This is a genomic window from Spongiactinospora rosea (assembly GCF_003315795.1).
Classification (GTDB): Bacteria; Actinomycetota; Actinomycetes; order Streptosporangiales; family Streptosporangiaceae; genus Spongiactinospora; species Spongiactinospora rosea.
On record NZ_QMEY01000010.1, the window covers coordinates 130,963 to 147,925 of the forward strand.

Consider the following 16,963-nt stretch of genomic DNA (forward strand, 5'->3'; position numbering starts at 1 on the left):
TTGGACGACCGTGAAATCTACCGGAACGTATCCTTTCCTCCCGTTCGCGTCAATACACGCCACCCCCCCAACGCCCCCACCCCCGCCCCGCTAGAGGCCGGGCCGCGCATCCAATGGCCTTCGCTCCGGCAGTGCCGCGCTCCGCGTTCAATGGCCTTCGCTTCGCTCAGCGGTGTTCTTGGGTGCCGGGCTCCGCCCGATGTACGGCAGAGCCCAGTACACGCCGCCCCACCGTGCTCAGCGGGTCCCGTGCCCGGTGTTTCCCGTGCGTCGTGCCCGTTCGCCATACCAAGCACCAGCCGAACCGGCCCTCTCCAGCGCCCGCGCGCCGTTCGATGCCGTCTCGCCGTTACCCGCCCCTTCGGGCCGATCCCCCCGCCTCCGGCGGGGCCGCGCTCCCGCGCACCCAATGGCCTTCGCTCCGCTCAGCCATGTTCTCCCGTGTCGGGCTTCGCCCGACGCTTGCGCCACCGGCAGGTTCGTATCTCGCCTTTTCCTGAGAATCTTCGACCCCACTGGTCCCGCGCCTGTTCGCCTCACCTCGCACGAGTCGATGAACTCCGGTGTTGCGCCCCGCCGTGTACGGCGGTCGGCCAGCGTCCACCGCGAAGGATGGGACAACAGCGGGCATGCGGCTGGGACATGCACATCCTGTGGACAACGTTGCGGTCGTGCCGGTGGGAGCGTGCTGAAGTTCAGTGGCCCGTAAGCTTCTGGTGGTGAAACTGATTTTTGCGTTCTCTCGGAGAGACCATCGTCGGGAATAATCGATATTGGGCGCCGACCGCCCCTACTTCTTCTGCAAGCACCGGGTGCACGGATAAACGTGCAGGTGACCGCCTCACCAGATGGCACTGAGTGCCGCGCGGATCTGAGGCATCCTGCGCGCGCTGGGACGGGCGTGCATCCTCTTCTTGGCGGACAAGGACTACCCGGGAACCGGCAGCATGGTGGTCACGCCGTACCGGGGCAAAGGCAAGCTGGAGCGGCAGAAGCAGGCCAACCGGGCACATGCCCGTCTACGAGGTGCAGGAGAGCGGGCCAACGCCCAGCTCAAGAGCTGGGCCATCCTCTGCAGGCTCCGGTGCAGCCCCTGCAAGGCCGGTCACCTGTGCAGGGCCATCGCGGTACTCCAGAACTACGAGACCGCCCGAGGATGAACAGATTCACTGAGCACTTTTATCCTGAGTAGCGGTCTCCTTCGATGAGTGGCAGGACGAGGGTGGCCTGCACGATCGTAGTGGCGCAGTGCGGGCAACGGCGAAGCTGAGTCAGGATCTTCCAAATCTTCAAGGTGGCAACGGCGCGTTCCCCAGGCGCGGATGCGAGCGTGCGCGTGGTTGACCGAGCGCTGATGGCGTGACAGTGGCGGACGCAGCCAATGGTCTCTGAACGGCGTGCGGATGCTGCCGCCCGCGCCTTGATGTCCCTTGTCGGCGAAGGTCTTCACCCCTGCGACGGCCAGCGCGTCGACCAGACCGGTGGCGTGTGCCGCGGTCAGGTCATGCGTGGCACCGGGCAGCGTATGTGGGGCCCATAACGAGTCGCTGGCCGGATCGGCCAGGACCTGCATGTTCACGCCGTGGTATCAGTGTTCCCGGACGAGTAGTACGGCCGTACGTCGGCTGGCCTGTCGATCGGGATCAAATTGCCGTCCAGGACGGTATAGGCCAGTCGGCCAGCGCGTAATAGGGCAGCACGGACATCGTCGTAGAGCGTGGCGAGCAGGTCGACCGCCTTGCGGATGTAGCGCCAGGCGGTGCGGTTTTCCGTTGGCGAAGCCTGCGGCCAAACGCGTGTAGGTATCGCCATTGCACAGATGGGCCAGGACCAGCAAGGCTTGCCGACCAGGGTACGCTTGGGCAGCGGAATCGCGGCAGGGTAAGACAGCAACGCTACTTTTCAGTAGCGTTATCGGCTCTTGGTTGACTGCTGTCTTACCGGGAGCCTCTGCTCATGCCAGCCAGTCCCACCGCCGCACCTACTGACCTGCACTATCAGGTTGGAAAAGCCTCAAGGCATCTCGCGGCGCGCCACCGCTTGATGTCTATATGGCAAATTTAGCAACGCGCGCGGACGTCCGGTGGGCGTCCTGCGCGGGCACCTGCTGATAGCAGGAGCACACTCCCGTATGTGAAGAATGTATAGTGAACAAATCGCCTTGTCATGCTTGTTGATCCGCAATCATCTGGAAGCAAGCCCGAGGATCTTACGAGCGTTGGCATATCTAGTGTACATAAGCTTCTGTAGCCGCGACACTTTATCTTTGTTAGCAGCGATAACTCTATTCTGAGCATCGGTGTAGACGGCTAGGCGCGCCCCAAAGTAGTCGGTTTCATTCCGACACTGCTCGTCAGCCACCGCCGTTTGGATTTCCAGTGAAGTGACAGGGCGTCGACGAGTCTCAAGATTTACGTTCTCCTTCCATCTCTGATCGTTTTCTGCAGCATAAGGGGCACTGTAAGAGTAGCCTTGCTCGCGCATGCATGCGCTCCATCGTTTGTCGGCCTCGGTTAGTCGGGTATCCTTGAACGCGACTTCCGAGGCGCTGTCCATCAGGCCCAGCATCTGCTTGTGCTCTCTGGGCTTTGCCGAGCTTGATCCGGCAGGGCTCGGGGCGCCGGTGTTCAGAGCGCGTTCCGCTTCATCGGCACACCCGCCGTCCGGAACCTTGATTCCATTAACAACTTTCTTTCCTAATCCAGTGTATGCCGCATCGATATTTGAGGGAATTATGAAAGCGCGTCTTCCATCTTGGGCCGCCCATGCCTCGTCGCGCATTCCCGGAGGTCCCTGGTACCCGTACTTTTTCACATCTCGCGGCGCCAACCATCCGGCATAATCCGCATTCTTTGGGTACTTTACTGGCTTGGTATTTTTGGACGAAGGCATTCTGAGGCCGAATTTTCCGAGGCATAGGTCTGCTATTTTGAAGTCGGCTTGATCGACGACGCTTCGCTGTAGAGGGTCTAAGTCGTAAGCATCAAGGGGGAGCGTCAAATCTTTTTCCGAAAACACTTTCAGAAAGACTTCTTCTGTTTTATTCGATGAGCAGCCAGCAACAAATAGCAAGACGAAGGCCGTGATCGCTAGAGGGCGTTCTCTACTTAGAGAGATGATTTTAGAATCCACTTATTCCTCGTTCGTGAGTATTTTGGAAACCATGACGCATGGTAGCACTGGCAGATTCATCCGGTGTAGCGCCAAACTGCGGTGGGCGGATGGCCGAACTGATATCGGCCGAACCGCCCACCGTTCAAACCTTGTGTCCGTTAGCTCGGACTACCATGCCACTCTTGAGCCGTACTCCCAGCCGAATTCGGAATCTCGCCATCCATGTCCACGGACATAGGTGGCCTCCGCCTTCCTGATGCCAGCAGTGTAGGAGCCGTCGACCCACCACCTGAAGTCCCGAGATCGGCTGCTGCTCCAGCCGCAGAAGTGCGGGCTTAAGGAAGTGTCCCACCAGCCGGTTGTGATCTTCTTCGGGGTGCCGTCTGTATAGCTGGCGTCATGGGTCGGGTACATCTTGGACCAGCCGTACCAGACGCTGTTCGCCGCCGCCTTCCCCTCATTCACACGCCACCAGACTTCTGAAGGGGTTCCCAGCCCATAGTCGCTGGTGTAGTTCGTATCCGAGACCGGGCCGGGGCCTGAGGAGTAGGACACGCTACCTGGGTTGGACAGCCAGTTCCCGCACCAGACATCGGCAGCAGCCGCGGCAGTGGTGTCGGCGGCGAAACCCACCTCTGCGCCCAGACCGTTTTCAACGGCCTTTTTGTCCTTTGCGTTGAGAGGAAGCTCGTCCACCGTGATCGGTTGTGGGGCGGGAGCCGGCTGATTCAGGATTGCGAGGTCGCGCTGCATCTCCTGCGCAGACAGGGTCTCGCCGGGGGCGATCCTCCGAAACTCCGGATCCTGGTCCGAGGCCCCTGAGGGGCTGGGGCCGTCCGCGAGGGCTGGGGCGACGTTGAGCATGGTGGCGACCGCGACAGCGGCAACCGCGATTGTCACGTACTTCGGCGACACAGAGGGTATGCTCCTTTTGCAGTACCGCCCCACGGGTGGGCCAAAAGCTGTCCAGGCAGGACCACCTGTGGGGCTCAGCGATTAGTCTTAGCGGCGTGTTCGACAGCTGCGTGCCAGATGCGCCAAAGATGATGCTGTAGCCCTAATTTAGCCGTGGTGATTCCTCTTCGTTGGAACCTGATTGATCAGGACTCCTTTGCTTCTGTAACCGGAGCCTTCTTTCTGCGGCTTCCGAAGGCTTGAAGTATCGCGTTGATCAACAAACATAACAGTGCATCAAGCAGGCTGTTTGAGCAATCCACATGAGGTGTGATCTATATCACATCACAATGAGTATGCATATACTTTCATTTGAGTAGAAAGTGTTGCTCAAGCGATGTCTACATGTGTCTCAGCGTCTCGCTGACATACGACGATCTGTGTGGCAAGGGAGCGCGGCGGGTGCCTAAAGGAGCCGCCGACCAGTGCAGGTGAGCTGGATAAGTGTGCGACCGATCAAGCATTTTTTGGTCGACCGGGTCGGCGAGGCGAGTCCGTGGTTAATCGAGGGGATTGAGACTGTGGGCCGAAAGAGGGCAACGTACCGACACATATCGGTCGTGGAGCTCATCGGCGAGGGTTTCGTGGCGGCGGGTTGCAGGCTCCGGTGCAGTCTGTGCAAGGCCGGTCGCGCGTGCGTAGTCATTGCGGTGCTTCAGAGCCGCGAGCCCGCCCGAGGATGAAAAGGCTCACTGCGTTTGGCTCGCCCAGGGATTGACGTGGCGAGTGAGTATCGCGCGAAGGAGGCCGCCGGTCGGGGAGAGGTCCTTGGCGAGGGGGACCTGTATCCGGACGTACGTCCCGTACTCGCCGCCCTTCGCCGAGCCGGTCACCGGGTGCTGATCGCAGGTAACCAGAGCGTCCGCGCGGGCGAACTGCTACGTGACCTGAACCTCCCGGCCGATGCGATCGCCACATCCGGCGAGTGGGGTATCGCAAAACCCGACGCGGGCTTCTTCGCACGCGTCGTGGACATGGCGGAGGTTCCGCCGGAGAACATCGTGTACGTCGGAGATCACCCCGCGAACGACATCCTCCCGGCGAAGGCCGCGGGAATGTGGACGGTTCACATCCGACGCGGCCCGTTGGGCCTGCTCTGGGGTGACTCGCCCTCGGGCAGAGAAGCCGATTGGCAGATAAGCTCGCTCGCCGAACTGGCCGAAATCGAGCACCTACCGAAGAAGTGACCCCTTCTTTCTGGAGGGCCAACGATTTTGACGGCGCCTGCGAGCTCAGCCCCGACCGTCCGTCGCAACTCGGGTGTGCACCGTGGCGATCCAGTCGGCGTCTGGGGGATCACCGCAGTTCAAGCAGCATGACGTCTTGGCGATCCGCGCCTGCCCATGGCCGCGTCGCGCCGACCCGGCGGTACCCCCATGCTCGGTAAGCCGCTGTCGCTGGGAGTGCCGCTGGGTGAACGTTGAGGATCACGCGTTCCGCGCTCGTGCCATCGAGCAGCGCGTCATGAAGCAGGCGTGCGACGCCGCGCCTGCGCCACTGCGGGCGTACGGCGAGTTCCATCAGCCCGAAGGTACGGTGCCCGTCTTCGTGTCGCATTCCCTCCGGTGCCGCAGGCGTGACGTCGTCCCACCACCGGGTGTCGGCACCGAGCAGGTATCCGTAGGCGATCCCGACCGGTTCGCCCTCATCGGTGCGGGCCAGTACCCCGCTGAAAGTGGATTTGCGGATCTGTGAGCGGAAACGGTGGAAGGCGGCCTTGATATCGCTCGCAGTCTCGTTGTACGGCGGCTCGGCGAATGCCTCCGCGTATACCGAGCGGAAGTCATCTTCGGCTTGTCCGGCTGCCACGCCGTTCAAGCGCTCGACCGAGAGACCTTCACCCCGCCTCACGGGAATCCCTCCGTATGGTTCGGCGAATACGTGCCCGGCACTCGGCCGCCATCAGGCTGCCGAATTCAAGTTCCCGCATACTCCTTACATGCTTCTCCATTGGGCGGCGACCTCTGGTGCTGACGGACTCAGCCAAGGTACGGTCCCGCGTCCTCTAGCCCTATGTCGATCCTGTACCGGATCGCCGGGCCGATCCGGTACCCGTCGAGGCTGGCGGGGGCGACCCAACGTACGTCGCGTGCCTCGTCCGGATTCGGGTGCAGCCGGCCGCCGATCACACGGGCGCGCAGGCAGATGTTGATCGGCTGGCGTACTTCGTCGACTTCGTCACCGTGCATGTAGGCGATCACGTGATCAGGGGTCGAGAAGATCCCCACCAGGCCCGTCACCTCGACGTCGAGGCCGGTCTCCTCCCGGCACTCCCGTACGCCCGCCTGCGCGACCGTCTCGCCCTTCTTCACGCCGCCGGTGGGAATCGTCCACACATCGCTGTCGGCCCGATGGAGCAGTAGCAGATGTCCTTCGTCGTCGCGGACGAACACACTCGCGGATGCCTTCCGGCTGGTCGGCTTGGGAGCATCGGGGTCACGCCAGTAGTCGATCCGCCGCGTACGCCTGCTCACCTGTGCTCCCTCTCCAACGGTCGCGCCGATGCCCACACCCGCTCGTAGGACTCCAGGTACGTGTCGAAGTACGCCCCGTCGATGCGGCGCAGATGCGTGGTCGGCGTGTAGGCGGCCAGGATGCCGTACACATGGCTGTTGATCAGCATCTCGTCGTCGAACCGGTAGATGCTGTTGTACAGCGGAGTGTCGTGTAGCCTGATCTCGACCTGGGGCGGCATCCGCTCGGTGTAGTAGGCCATGACCGCTGTCACCCGACCGGCCACGCCGCCTCCGATCTGGTGTTCGGCGTCGCGTAGCCCGAGTTGTCGGCCGCCGGGATCGCCGATCAGCAGGCGAATCCGTGCCCCGGCCTCTGCTTTGCGGCACAGGGTGGGGATCCAGTCGCCGTGTTCCTCGGTGAGGAACAGCCCGGCGAAGGCCAGCAGGTCGACGTTGCGTTCGGCGGCGCGCAGCAACTCGGTCCACAGGTGCCGGGGCACATCGGTCCGGCGTGGATAGGTGGCGATGAGTTCGGCGCCGTTGAGGCTTGCCTTGTTCACCGATTCCGGCCACAGGTACGACTCGTCTTCCTGGACGATGGCGCCGACGCGATACCGGGTCCGTGGATAGGGCACGGTTTCACCGGAGATCCAGCGCTCGACACTCTTGACGGACACGCCCGCGGCGTCGGCCAGGCCGGTGAGGTCAAGCCCGGCGCGGTGGATGGCGCGGCGAAGGCGCTCGTTCACCATGCCGGTATGTTGCCATCTCCTGGCACCTGTAGCCGTGGCCTTGCCGGTTAGATGTCGCTAGATGTCTTGCGGTGTAGAAGCGCTGGGTGATCGGATGGGCGCACAGTGTAGGCATGTTGATCGAGCGGCTGCCCAACGACGACGACCTTCTGGTGGTGTGGGAGGTCGATGCTGGTGGGTCCGGTGCCGGTGGGGTGACCAAAGATGAAGTCGCCGCTGAGAAGACCATGCTGGAGGTTCTCGGTTCGTTCGCTGAGGGGCGGGGGCGGGTTCGGTACGCGCGGTTGGTGCCCGCGCCTCGTGGGGGCGTTTACGACTATCGGTACGGCAGCACGTTGGTCACCGCGTACCGCAGGGACGGTGAGACCGTCGCCGTGGTGGGGGACGAGTGGGAGGACACCCAATGAGCGGGTGCGGCGGCGTGGCGAGGGACTGCGGTGCGCCGCCGTGCCGTACGGCGGGCCGGCGCGGGCCCGCCCGGCGCGGGCGGGTGCGAGGTGTTCTCCCCGCCCGCGCCACCATCCAGGTCGGGCGGCGGCCTCAACCTGATCGCCCGAGGCCGTGCCGTGCCGTGCGGGTGGGCGGCGTGCCCCACAACGCCGCCTGCCCGTGCCTCTCATGGCGGGGTGTCCAATGGACCCGTTGAGCCCCGGGGAACGTGCTCACCTCGCCGCGCTGGAGAGCACCTTTCCGGGGTGGCGGGTCCGAGTGGAAAAGGGCTGGTGGTGGGCGACGAAGTACGCCCCGCCCACTACAGAGCAGCGGGCGGCGGGGGTGCTGCATGAGTTCGCCCGGCAGGGGCCGTACGAAATGGCGGCGGCGCTGACGGTGCAGCTCGGCATCCTGGCGCGGTTGGGCGATGCCTGACCTTTGTGACCTTTGTGAGAAACGGATCAGTGCGGCTGGGGGAGGAGGCGGTGCCTCCAATCCGAGACAGGTGGACGTGTGGTGCGAGCGTGTTCATGCGACGACGGTCGAATTCTGCATCTGGTGGCGGTCGCGTTTTGATCTTGGATGTGGCTGTCATGCATTCGGCGGCGGGAGTACTGCGTGGCAGGCAGCCGTGATCAGCTCATCGACCAGTTGTGGCGGCGGGCGTCGTTCCAGTAGATAGCGGCGGACTGCGCCGTAGGGGACATCGACCGTGGCGAAGGTCAGCCGTTCGCGGTCGATGCCGGGATGGTGGGCGGTGAAGGAGTTCAGTGCGTCCGAGACCTGGGCGTTCAGTGTGTCGAGGTCCGCGCCGAGTTCGTCGGGCCATGTGGTGGCCAGTTCCTGTCGGCGATGGAGCAGCAACAGCGCGGCCTCGGTGGGATGCCGGCGGCACCACCTCGGCGTGTGCAGGGCGGCCGCCTGAGCGTCGCCGGCGGTCAGGGCCTCGACGAAGCCGCGTTGAAAGCTCCGTACGCTGCGAATCCACAAGGTGGCCAGCAAGAGGTCGCGGGAACTGAATCGGTGGTACAGCGAGCCGGTCGGAGCGCCGAGCCGGGCGGCGATGGCGGCCATCGTGGCGGCGCCAGGTCCGTCCTCGGCCGTGATGGCCAGGGCCGCATCGAGGATCTGGTCCTCGCTGAACTTGGCCGCTCTTCCCACTGTGCGTCCCCTCGTGATAGTAGTGGCTTTATTCTAGAATGCTTCGTCTAATAAGGAGTGACATGGCCACGGGGTCCGAAGTCGTCCAAGGCTTCTACAGTGCCGCCCAAGCGGGTGACGGCGCCGCGATCCTCGCCCTCCTCCATCCGGAGTTCCAGGCCCACACCGCACCGGGCATGCCATGCCGCGCCGGAGGCACCTTCCAGGGGCCACTGGAAACGCTCGCCCGGGTTTGGGGGGCGGTCTTCGCCGAGTACGACACCGCTCCCTTCGAGGAGACCTGGCATGAGACCACCGACGGCATCGTCGTGGTCACCGGGCATTACCGAGGCACCGCGCGAGCCACTGGACGCGCCCACCAGGCCGAGTTCGTCCACCTGTGGCGCGTCGCCGATGGACGGATCTCGTGGCTGCACCAGTACACCGACACCGCGCGCTGGCACGAAGCCCTTGTTCCGGTGGCCGATTGAAACGCCACCATATCTGCCCTGGTGTCCCCCCGTAGGCCCACGCTGGGGAGCCGTCGACGGCGACGCGATCATGTCCCATTCAGATCAACCCTCGGTCCAAGAAACATTCCCTAGCAGCCGATGCAGCCCCGCGACAACGGTGGCGCTGTCGTCCTGGAAAACCGCGAAGCCCGCCCCTCGCTGAGGGGCGGGCCTCGTCGTCTTGTGCGAGTTCACCCGTACGTTCCGATGGCCGGTGGCCGGTGGCTCGTCCGGCCCGGAGTACTGCTGCGGCGGCGGATCATTCACGGGCAGATGGGGCTGAAGAACCTTCGGGCTGTCCTTAGGGGTCCTTCACTTGTTTCGTCGTGGTCTCCTGAATCAAGACCTGCGGGCCGAGCAACTGGGCCAAGCGCCCGGCCAGGGTGGGATCGTGCAGGTTCGTGACACTCACGGTCTTGACCACGCCGGGATGGCCATAGCTCATTGAAAGCGTGGTGAGTCCGTGTTCGGCGGTCTCGACCCAGTGGGAGATTTCGATGTCGATCACCGTGTTGATATCCACGGTGGTGGAAGAGGTCGAGCTCGTCAGGCTGACTTGAGTTCGGGTGAACTCCATGCGGTCGATTACCAGCTTGCTGACAGCCCGCCCGCACATTGAGCCGAGGACGAGACATGTGGCCCACGCCGCGGCGGCCCACCACCACTCCAGCCCCAGGCCCCACCAGACGATCACCGCTGCGAGGATGCCAACAGCCATCCCGAGAGTACGGAAACAACCTCCTGCCTGTGATGAAACCGAGGGGAGGCTCGGTAATCGTGTCCAGGCCAGCGTTTCCACGCCGGCCTCACCAGAGGTGCGGACGGTCGACGATGCGCCAAGAGATCCTGATTCGCACAAGACAACTGTAGGCCGCGCGCCTGGGAAGCGCATCGGAGATCCCTCGCCGGTTAGCCCCGATGCAATTGAGAGGTAAGAACTTCCGGACCGCGGAACGCGATACGACAACCCTCAAGCCTTTCTCGGTGCCGTCACCTTGGCCGCCTCGGCCATCTGGCTCCAGCACCTGATCCAAGAAATAGCTCCTTGGGGGCTGGTTTAGTCGGTGCTCGGTACGGCGGGTGAGTGCGACGCACGGGAAATGCCGGGATGGGGCCGCTGCTGGGCACGGTGGGGCGGTGAGAGGTGGCCTGCGGTAGGTCGGGCGGAGCCCGGCAAAGGGAATGCGGCTGAGCGAAGCGAAGGCGATTGGTGTTCGGTCAGGGGAGGAGGCCGTGGTTCAGGGCGGAGATGGCGAGGGCTGTGCGGGAGGTGACGTTGAGTTTGCGCATGGAGGTGGCGAGGTGGCGGTTGACCGTCTGCGGGCTGATGAACAGGGCCTCGGCGATCTGTTTGTTGGTCATGCCGGTGGCGACCAGTTCCAGTACCTCCACCTCGCGCGGCGAGAGCTGCGTCCCGTACCCCCGCCGCCCCGCCCGCCCCGGCCGGGGAATGGGAACGCCGTGGGTGCGCAGGAGTTTGGCGAGGCGGTCGGCGTCCCAGGTCGCGCCCAGGGAGGACAGGCGGCGCTGGGTTTCGACCAGTACGGCGAGGCCGTCGTCGCGGGCGCCGGAGGCGACCAGGCAGACGGCCCGGCGTTCGCGGGCGAGCAGTTCGTCGTGGACGCGGCCGATCGCCGCCCAGGCGTCCGCCGCGTCGCCGAGCATCGCCGCCGCCTCCCCGGGGTCGCCTTCGGCGGCGCGCAGCACGGCGGTGCAGGTGACGGACGCCGCCGTGGCGGCCGGTACGGCGTGTCCGCGTACCCACTCGGCCAGGGTGTCCGATGTGGCCTTGGCCTCGGCGGTCCGGCCGGCGGCGGCCAGCGCGTCGACGTGCGTGGTGACGATGTTGGTGGCCCAGCGCCACGGCACCGCCTCGCGCAGCGCCGCCGCGACGGCGGGAGTGGTGATCGTGATGGCCTCCTCGGCGTCCCGGGTGGACAGCGCCAGCCGGCCGAGCCCGACCGCGGCCAGGCCCTCCTGCGGGTCCTCGGCCAGTACGGCGAGCAGCGTACGCCGGGCCGTGCCCCGGTGACCCCCGGCCAGCTTGAGCAGGCCGTCCACCGAGCGGGCCATCATCCGGATGACCGGCGAGACGTCCTCCCCGGTCAGTAGTTCGCGGGCCGCGGTCGCGGCGTCGGTCCACCGGCCGGTGTACCAGTCGATGATCAGCGATCCGAAGCCGGCCAGTTCCATGCCCCGGGTGAAGTCGGTGGCGCGGAGCAGTTCCACGGCGTCGGCGAGCCGCCCGCGCGCCTCCTCGTACAGGCCCCAGTCGATCGCGCGCCAGGCCGCGTTCAGTGAGCCGCGCGCGATCTGCTTGCGTTCGGCGAGCGCGGTGGCGGACCGGGGCAGCGCGCGCAGGGCCGTCCAGCCCGCCGACTCGCCGAGCCCGAGCAGGATGGTGGCGTGCTCGAACGCGACCAGCAGCCGTTCGGCGGGCGACTCGACGTACGGGAACAGCCCGGTCGCCCGCTCCAGCCACGACAGGCGTTCCTCGGCGGGCAGCGGGTGCGGCATCGGCCCGGCCAGGCACAACATGACCTTGGCCGCCGTCTCGGGCCGGTCGGCGAGGTCGGGCAGCGCCGCCTTGAGCGCGCGGTGCGCGTCGTCGAACTCGTCGGCCTGGAGCAGCAGGCGTCCGATCAGGTAGCGCAGTTCGCCGCGTTCGGTGGCGGGCAGTTCGGGCCAGGAGATCGCGGCCTGGAGGGCGGCGCGTACCGCGTCCTCGATCGGGCCGAGCGGCGCGGAACGGCGGACGAACGCCCGGCCCAGCTTCTGTACGAGCCGCAGTCGGCGCGCGGGCGGATGCTCGACCGACGTCAGTAGCTCCAGCAGCAGCGTGACCGTGGCCAGGTCATCACCGGACTCCCAGGCCAGGTCGGCGGCGGCCTCGCCGTACCGGCACCACTGCTCGGGCTGGTTCGCGGCGCGGTGGTGCCGGGCCAGCCGCAGCACGGGGGGCGGCGTGCGGCGTTCCAGTACGTCGGCCGCGAGCCGGTGCCTGCGCCAGCGGTCGGTGGCGGGGACGGACTCCGCCACGGCCCTGGCGTCGAGCAGGTGCCGGAAGGCCAGTTGGCCGCCGTCGGCCTCGCGCAGCAGCCCGGCGGCCAGTGCCCGGCCGATGCCCGCCCGGCCCGCGTCGCCGCCCAGGCCGGCCACGGCCAGCAGGGTCGCCTCGTCGGCGGGTTCGGCGAGTACGGCGGCGGCGACCAGTACGTCCCGGGTGGCGTCGTCCAGGCGGCCGACCCGTTCGAGTACCGAGTCGCGGACCGTGGGCGGGACCTGCAACTCGTCGAGCACCCGGCGGCGCCAGCGGCCCTGACGCCGGACGATGTCCTGCCGGTCGCGCAGCAGCCGTACGCTCTCCTCGACGGCCAGCGGCACGCCATCGGTACGTTCATGCAGGAACCGGGCGAACTCCGCGGACACCTGATCGGCCCGCAGCATCGACGCCACCAGCTGGGCGGTCTGCGCCACGTCCAGCGCGCCCAGCTCGATCCGGGGGCGCTGCCGGGCGGTGAGCCGCAGCAGCGGGGAGCCCGGGGGCACGTCGGAGGCGCGGTAGGTCACCACGATCGCCGGCTTCCGCTCGCCGGTCGCCGCGCCGAGCATCAGCAGCCACTCCAGCGTGGCGGTGTCCGCCCAGTGGGCGTCCTCGATGACGAGGACGTCGAGCGCGAGGCGTTCGACCAGCTCGGTGAGCGCCCGCGACAGGCGGTGCCGGGTGCCGGCCGGTTCGTCCAGGGGGTCCAGCGGCGGCGGCAGCCGGTCCTCCCACTCGGGGAGCAGCGGTCGCAGCGCGCCCGCCAGCCTGCTCAGGCCCAGCCCGCCCAGCTCGATCGAGGGGTCGGACCGGACCAGTCTGACCAGCCCGTCCACCGGCCCGGCCAGCGAGAACGGCGTGGTCAGCGGCGGGCACGCGGCCACCAGCCGCCGCCCGGGGCCGAGCCGGGCCAGCGCCTCCCGCACCAGCCGGGTCTTGCCGATCCCGGCCTCGCCCTCGATGAGGACGAGCGCGGGCGCGTGCCGGAGTACGTCCAGCAGCCGCGTCAGGGCCTCGTCACGACCGACGAACGCGGGCGGCCCGGCCGGCGGCGGTCGTTCTTCGCCCACCGCCACATCGCCGTGTTCCGTCACGATCCTCACCGCCTTTGACCACCGCACCCGATGGTGTGTGCGGTGCTTTGTCAGCGATCTCCAGCATCGACGCGCATTCCAATCCCGGCAAGGTCGATATCGCGGCCCGCCGCAAAAAGATGGCGTATTTCAGCCATTGGTAGTGCGGCCGGGCGACCTCATGCTGAGTGGGCCATCAGCGCTCGGAGAAGAGGTGTCGGATATATGTCCTGGAGAAGATGGCTCATCGGCTGCGCGGTGCCGGCGCTCCTGCTCACCGGTTCCCCGGCGGCCCCGGCCACGGCGGCGCCCGTCACCGTCACCCTGATCACCGGCGACAAGGTGACCACGTATCCGGGCGGCGCGACCACCACGCGCCCCGGGCCGGGCCGCTCGCACATCACGTTCGAGCGGCGGGCCGAGGGCGGCGCCGTGCGCGTCGTACCGTCCGACGCCGCGCCGCTGGTGGCCGCGGGCCGGGTGGACGAGCGGCTGTTCGACATCACGTACCTGGCCCGCGAGGGCTACGACGACGCGAGCCGCGCCGACCTGCCGCTGATCCTGCGCGGCACCCAGGATTCTCTGTGGACACTCGGCGCGAAGGCCACCGGAACGACCGGTATGTCCGCCGTCGTCCAGCCCAAGCAAGGCGGCCGGTTATGGCCCCGGCTCGTCGCCGGGCAGCGCGCGCTCGCGCCCGGCCTGACGCAGGTGTGGCTGGACGGCAAGGTACGCGCGTCCCTGGACAAGAGCACCGCGCAGATCGGCGCGCCCGCCGTCTGGAAGTCCGGCTACACGGGCGCGGGCGTACGGGTGGCCGTGCTCGACACCGGCGTGGACGCCGCGCACCCCGACCTGGTGGGCCAGGTGGAGGCCGCGCAGAGCCTCGTGGCGGGCTCCGACGCCGCCGACCGGTTCGGCCACGGCACCCACGTCGCCGCCATCATCGCGGGCACCGGGGCCGCCTCCGGCGGTGCGCGCAAGGGCGTGGCCCCGGGCGCGCGGCTGCTCAGCGGCAAGGTCCTGGGCGACGACGGGGCCGGCCACGAGTCGTGGGCCATCGCGGGCATGGAGTGGGCCGTCCGGCGCGGCGCGGACGTGGTCAACCTGTCCTTCGGCGGCTGCTGCGGCGACGGCACGGACCCGATGTCGGTGGCGGTCGATACGCTGACCGAGACCGAGGACGTGCTGTTCGTCGCCGCCGCGGGCAACCGGGGGCAGTACGGCATGCAGTACATCGACAGCCCGGCCGCCGCGACGAAGGCCCTCGCGGTCGGCGCGGTGGACCGGCGGGATCGGCTGACGCCCTTCTCCTCGCGCGGCCCGCGCCACGCCGACCACGCAGTCAAGCCCGACCTCACCGCCCCGGGCGCCGCGATCGTGTCCGCCCGCGCGGCGGGCACCGGCCTGGGCACCCCGGTGGACGACCACTACACCGCCGCCGACGGCACCTCGATGGCCGCGCCGCATGTCGCGGGCGCGGCGGCGCTGCTCGCCCAGGCCCGGCCCGACCTCGGCGCGACCGGGCTCAAGGACACGCTGACCTCCACCGCGAGCGACGGCGGCGCCCGCTGGTTCGAGCAGGGCGCGGGCCGGGTGGACGTCGCCCGCGCCATCGCGCAGCGGGTCCACGCCGACACCACGGTCGGCTTCGGCGGCGTGCACGCCGAGGCCGCGCCGGTGACCAGGGAGATCACGTACCGCAACGACACGGCCAGGCCCGTCTCCCTGCGGCTCGCGACGGCCGTCACCGACGAGGTCAGGCGGCCCGCCGGGCTCGCCCTGTCGGCCAAGCGGGTCACCGTACGGCCGGGCGGCACCGCGACCGTCGGCCTGACCCTCGATCCGGCCGCCCTCAAGATCGTCGGGAACTTCTTCGGCGGCGTGGTCACCGCGACCGCGCCCGGCGTGCGGCTGCGCACCACGGTCGGCTTCCACATCGATCACCCGCCCGCCCCGGCGCTGCCCGACGACTGGGCGGAGCGGGCGACCGCCGCGTACAGGTCGCCGGAGGGCCGCCGCCGCACCCTCGCGGGCAGCGCGCTCAGCCCGGACGGCACGCAGCTCTTCCTGTTCGGCAACGAACTCCTGCTCACCCCCGACCTGCAGCGCGAGCAGGCGCGCCTGTTCACGACCGTGATCGACACCGCCACCAGGAAGCCGATCTGGACGGTCGAGGAGCCGCTGTTCGAGACGCACGAGGACCAGGGCGGCGGCCTGGTGGTCGCCCCGGACGGCGGTACCGTCTACGTCTCCGGCGACGCGCCCAGCCAGGACGACACCCGCACCGAGACCCTGACCATCGCCTACAACAACCGGCCCCCGGCCCGCCCCGGAGATCCCGCGCTGGGCCGGGAACTGTGGCGGGCGAGCTTCACCACTGGCCACATCGAGGGTGTCACCAGGTCGCTGGAGCCGGGCAACGGCATGCGCCTCGGCATCTCCCCGGACGGCAGGACGGTGGTCCTGGCCGGAGCCAAGTGGAACAAGGTCGCCGACTGGGAGTCCCTGGGCCGGTCGGAGGCGTTCACCGTCGCCTACGACGCCAGGACGGGCGAGCAGAAGTGGTACGCCGCGCACAAACCCCCAGGCCAGGGCATGGTCTACGCCGCGATGGACCTGGCGGTCAGCCCGGACGGCGGCACGGCGTACGTGACCGGCTTCGAGCAGATCGACCCCGGCCGCATACACATCCGGCCGATCACCTTCGCCTACGCGCTGACCGGCCCGAACGCCGGACGCCCCAGGTGGGTGCGCCGGCACGATTCGGCCACCGGCATCTACCAGGCATGGCACAGCGGCATCAGCGCGGACGGCAGGCGCGTGTTCGTCGCCGGGACGCTCTCCCCGGACGAGGACTTCCTGGACACGCACACCAACACCCACGCGCTCGACGCCAAGACCGGCCGGGTGCTGTGGACGACGTCCTTCGCCGGTTCCGCCCACGGGTACGCCGCCGGGCACACCGAGGTGGTCAGGGACGGCAACAGCGCGCTCGCCGTCAGCCCGCGCGATGACCTGCTGTTCGTCACCGGGCAGCACTGCGAGGGCGGCACCTGCACCGGCCGCCACGCGCTGGTCACCATCGCCTATGACCAGCGGACCGGCGCGGAGCGCTGGCACAGGATCCACGAGTCGCCGGGCCGGCCGCGGTCGCTGTCCAAGATCAGCCCGCGGGGCGTCTCGGCGGCGGTCAGCGGGGACGGGACGCGCCTGTACGTGGCGGGCACCTGCTGCTGGTCGAACGCGAGCGGCGACGAGTCCACCGAGCACGTCACGATCGCCTACGACACCGCAGGTGGGAAGGTCGCGGGGTTCGCCCGGCACAAGTTCGAGCCGGGCACCCGTGACGACTCGGCGCGGGTCCTGGTCGGGCCGGACCAGCGGGTGATCCACACCCTCACCGAGGTCTGGCCCCCGTTCGCCCGGGGCTTCGACCCGAGCTACATCGGGCTGTCGCAGTACGCGCCGCCCGCCCCCTGATGAT

At 67.7% G+C, this 16,963-nt stretch carries 15 protein-coding genes and 1 pseudogene; 7 read left to right on the plus strand and 9 right to left on the minus strand.

Annotation, left to right across the window (positions count from 1 at the left end):
• Positions 1-914: 914 nt before the first annotated feature.
• A complete protein-coding gene (locus DP939_RS49340) occupies positions 915-1,160 on the plus strand; it encodes a transposase family protein (protein ID WP_113982856.1) in 246 nt (81 codons plus the stop codon).
• A 19-nt stretch (positions 1,161-1,179) separates the two neighbouring features.
• Here DP939_RS49340 and DP939_RS23120 read toward each other — a convergent pair.
• The 3 genes and pseudogenes from DP939_RS23120 to DP939_RS23125 all read right to left on the minus strand — a co-directional run.
• Positions 1,180-1,852, minus strand: a pseudogene (locus tag DP939_RS23120) (transposase family protein); the annotation flags it as partial.
• Between the two features lie 332 nt (positions 1,853-2,184).
• Positions 2,185-3,132: a hypothetical protein gene (locus DP939_RS45505; RefSeq protein ID WP_147268092.1), complete on the minus strand. Its 948-nt coding sequence runs from the start codon at positions 3,130-3,132 to the stop codon at positions 2,185-2,187.
• 150 nt (positions 3,133-3,282) lie between these two features.
• Positions 3,283-4,029 (minus strand): hypothetical protein, encoded by a 747-nt coding sequence (locus DP939_RS23125; protein ID WP_113982857.1) that lies wholly within the window; start codon positions 4,027-4,029, stop codon positions 3,283-3,285.
• Positions 4,030-4,787: 758 nt separating this feature from the next.
• On the opposite strand from DP939_RS23125, the gene DP939_RS23130 reads away from it, so the two are divergent.
• Positions 4,788-5,255, plus strand: coding sequence for an HAD family hydrolase (locus tag DP939_RS23130; protein WP_225878438.1), 468 nt, complete (start codon positions 4,788-4,790; stop codon positions 5,253-5,255).
• 109 nt (positions 5,256-5,364) lie between these two features.
• Here the strand turns inward: DP939_RS23130 and DP939_RS23135 are convergent, their stop codons facing one another.
• The 3 genes from DP939_RS23135 to DP939_RS23145 all read right to left on the minus strand — a co-directional run bounded on the left by DP939_RS23135 (position 5,365) and on the right by DP939_RS23145 (position 7,276).
• Positions 5,365-5,877 carry a GNAT family N-acetyltransferase gene (locus tag DP939_RS23135; RefSeq protein ID WP_225878457.1) on the minus strand — a complete coding sequence of 171 codons (513 nt, stop codon included), beginning with the start codon at positions 5,875-5,877 and terminating at the stop codon, positions 5,365-5,367.
• A gap of 170 nt (positions 5,878-6,047) precedes the next feature.
• A complete protein-coding gene (locus tag DP939_RS23140) occupies positions 6,048-6,542 on the minus strand; it encodes an NUDIX domain-containing protein (RefSeq protein ID WP_113982860.1) in 495 nt (164 codons plus the stop codon).
• Positions 6,539-7,276, minus strand: coding sequence for a helix-turn-helix domain-containing protein (locus DP939_RS23145; RefSeq protein WP_113982861.1), 738 nt, complete (start codon positions 7,274-7,276; stop codon positions 6,539-6,541). Before DP939_RS23145 ends, DP939_RS23140 begins: the two co-directional genes overlap by 4 nt.
• 113 nt (positions 7,277-7,389) lie before the next feature.
• Between DP939_RS23145 and DP939_RS23150 the strand changes: the two genes are divergently transcribed.
• Positions 7,390-7,683: a hypothetical protein gene (locus DP939_RS23150; RefSeq protein WP_113982862.1), complete on the plus strand. Its 294-nt coding sequence runs from the start codon at positions 7,390-7,392 to the stop codon at positions 7,681-7,683.
• A 235-nt stretch (positions 7,684-7,918) separates the two neighbouring features.
• Entirely contained in the window at positions 7,919-8,143 is a 225-nt protein-coding gene (locus DP939_RS23155; RefSeq protein WP_147268093.1) for a hypothetical protein, read from the plus strand.
• 156 nt (positions 8,144-8,299) lie between these two features.
• Here the strand turns inward: DP939_RS23155 and DP939_RS23160 are convergent, their stop codons facing one another.
• On the minus strand, positions 8,300-8,869 hold the full coding sequence (locus tag DP939_RS23160) for a TetR/AcrR family transcriptional regulator (RefSeq protein WP_158578665.1): 570 nt from the start codon (positions 8,867-8,869) through the stop codon (positions 8,300-8,302).
• 62 nt (positions 8,870-8,931) lie between these two features.
• Between DP939_RS23160 and DP939_RS23165 the strand changes: the two genes are divergently transcribed.
• On the plus strand, positions 8,932-9,339 hold the full coding sequence (locus DP939_RS23165) for a nuclear transport factor 2 family protein (protein WP_113982865.1): 408 nt from the start codon (positions 8,932-8,934) through the stop codon (positions 9,337-9,339).
• 322 nt (positions 9,340-9,661) lie between these two features.
• Here the strand turns inward: DP939_RS23165 and DP939_RS23170 are convergent, their stop codons facing one another.
• The gene (locus DP939_RS23170) at positions 9,662-10,078 is read right to left on the minus strand and encodes a hypothetical protein (protein WP_113982866.1); all 417 of its coding nucleotides are present in this window, start codon (positions 10,076-10,078) and stop codon (positions 9,662-9,664) included.
• A 500-nt stretch (positions 10,079-10,578) separates the two neighbouring features.
• On the minus strand, positions 10,579-13,506 hold the full coding sequence (locus tag DP939_RS23175) for a helix-turn-helix transcriptional regulator (RefSeq protein ID WP_147268094.1): 2,928 nt from the start codon (positions 13,504-13,506) through the stop codon (positions 10,579-10,581).
• Between the two features lie 5 nt (positions 13,507-13,511).
• Between DP939_RS23175 and DP939_RS48795 the strand changes: the two genes are divergently transcribed.
• Positions 13,512-13,640, plus strand: a complete 129-nt coding sequence (locus DP939_RS48795; RefSeq protein WP_263972343.1) for a hypothetical protein — start codon at positions 13,512-13,514, stop codon at positions 13,638-13,640.
• Between the two features lie 61 nt (positions 13,641-13,701).
• Complete coding sequence (locus DP939_RS23180) at positions 13,702-16,959, plus strand: S8 family serine peptidase (protein WP_158578666.1); 3,258 nt, start codon at positions 13,702-13,704, stop codon at positions 16,957-16,959.
• Positions 16,960-16,963: the final 4 nt, after the last annotated feature.

What these genes read in the sequence shown, in the direction of transcription:
- DP939_RS23145 (WP_113982861.1), bottom strand. Translation starts at nt 7,276, where the DNA reads ATGGTGAACGAGCGCCTTCGCCGCGCCATCCACCGCGCCGGGCTTGAC.
- DP939_RS23150 (WP_113982862.1), top strand. Translation starts at nt 7,390, where the DNA reads ATGTTGATCGAGCGGCTGCCCAACGACGACGACCTTCTGGTGGTGTGG.
- DP939_RS23165 (WP_113982865.1), top strand. Translation starts at nt 8,932, where the DNA reads ATGGCCACGGGGTCCGAAGTCGTCCAAGGCTTCTACAGTGCCGCCCAA.
- DP939_RS23170 (WP_113982866.1), bottom strand. Translation starts at nt 10,078, where the DNA reads ATGGCTGTTGGCATCCTCGCAGCGGTGATCGTCTGGTGGGGCCTGGGG.
- DP939_RS23180 (WP_158578666.1), top strand. Translation starts at nt 13,702, where the DNA reads ATGTCCTGGAGAAGATGGCTCATCGGCTGCGCGGTGCCGGCGCTCCTG.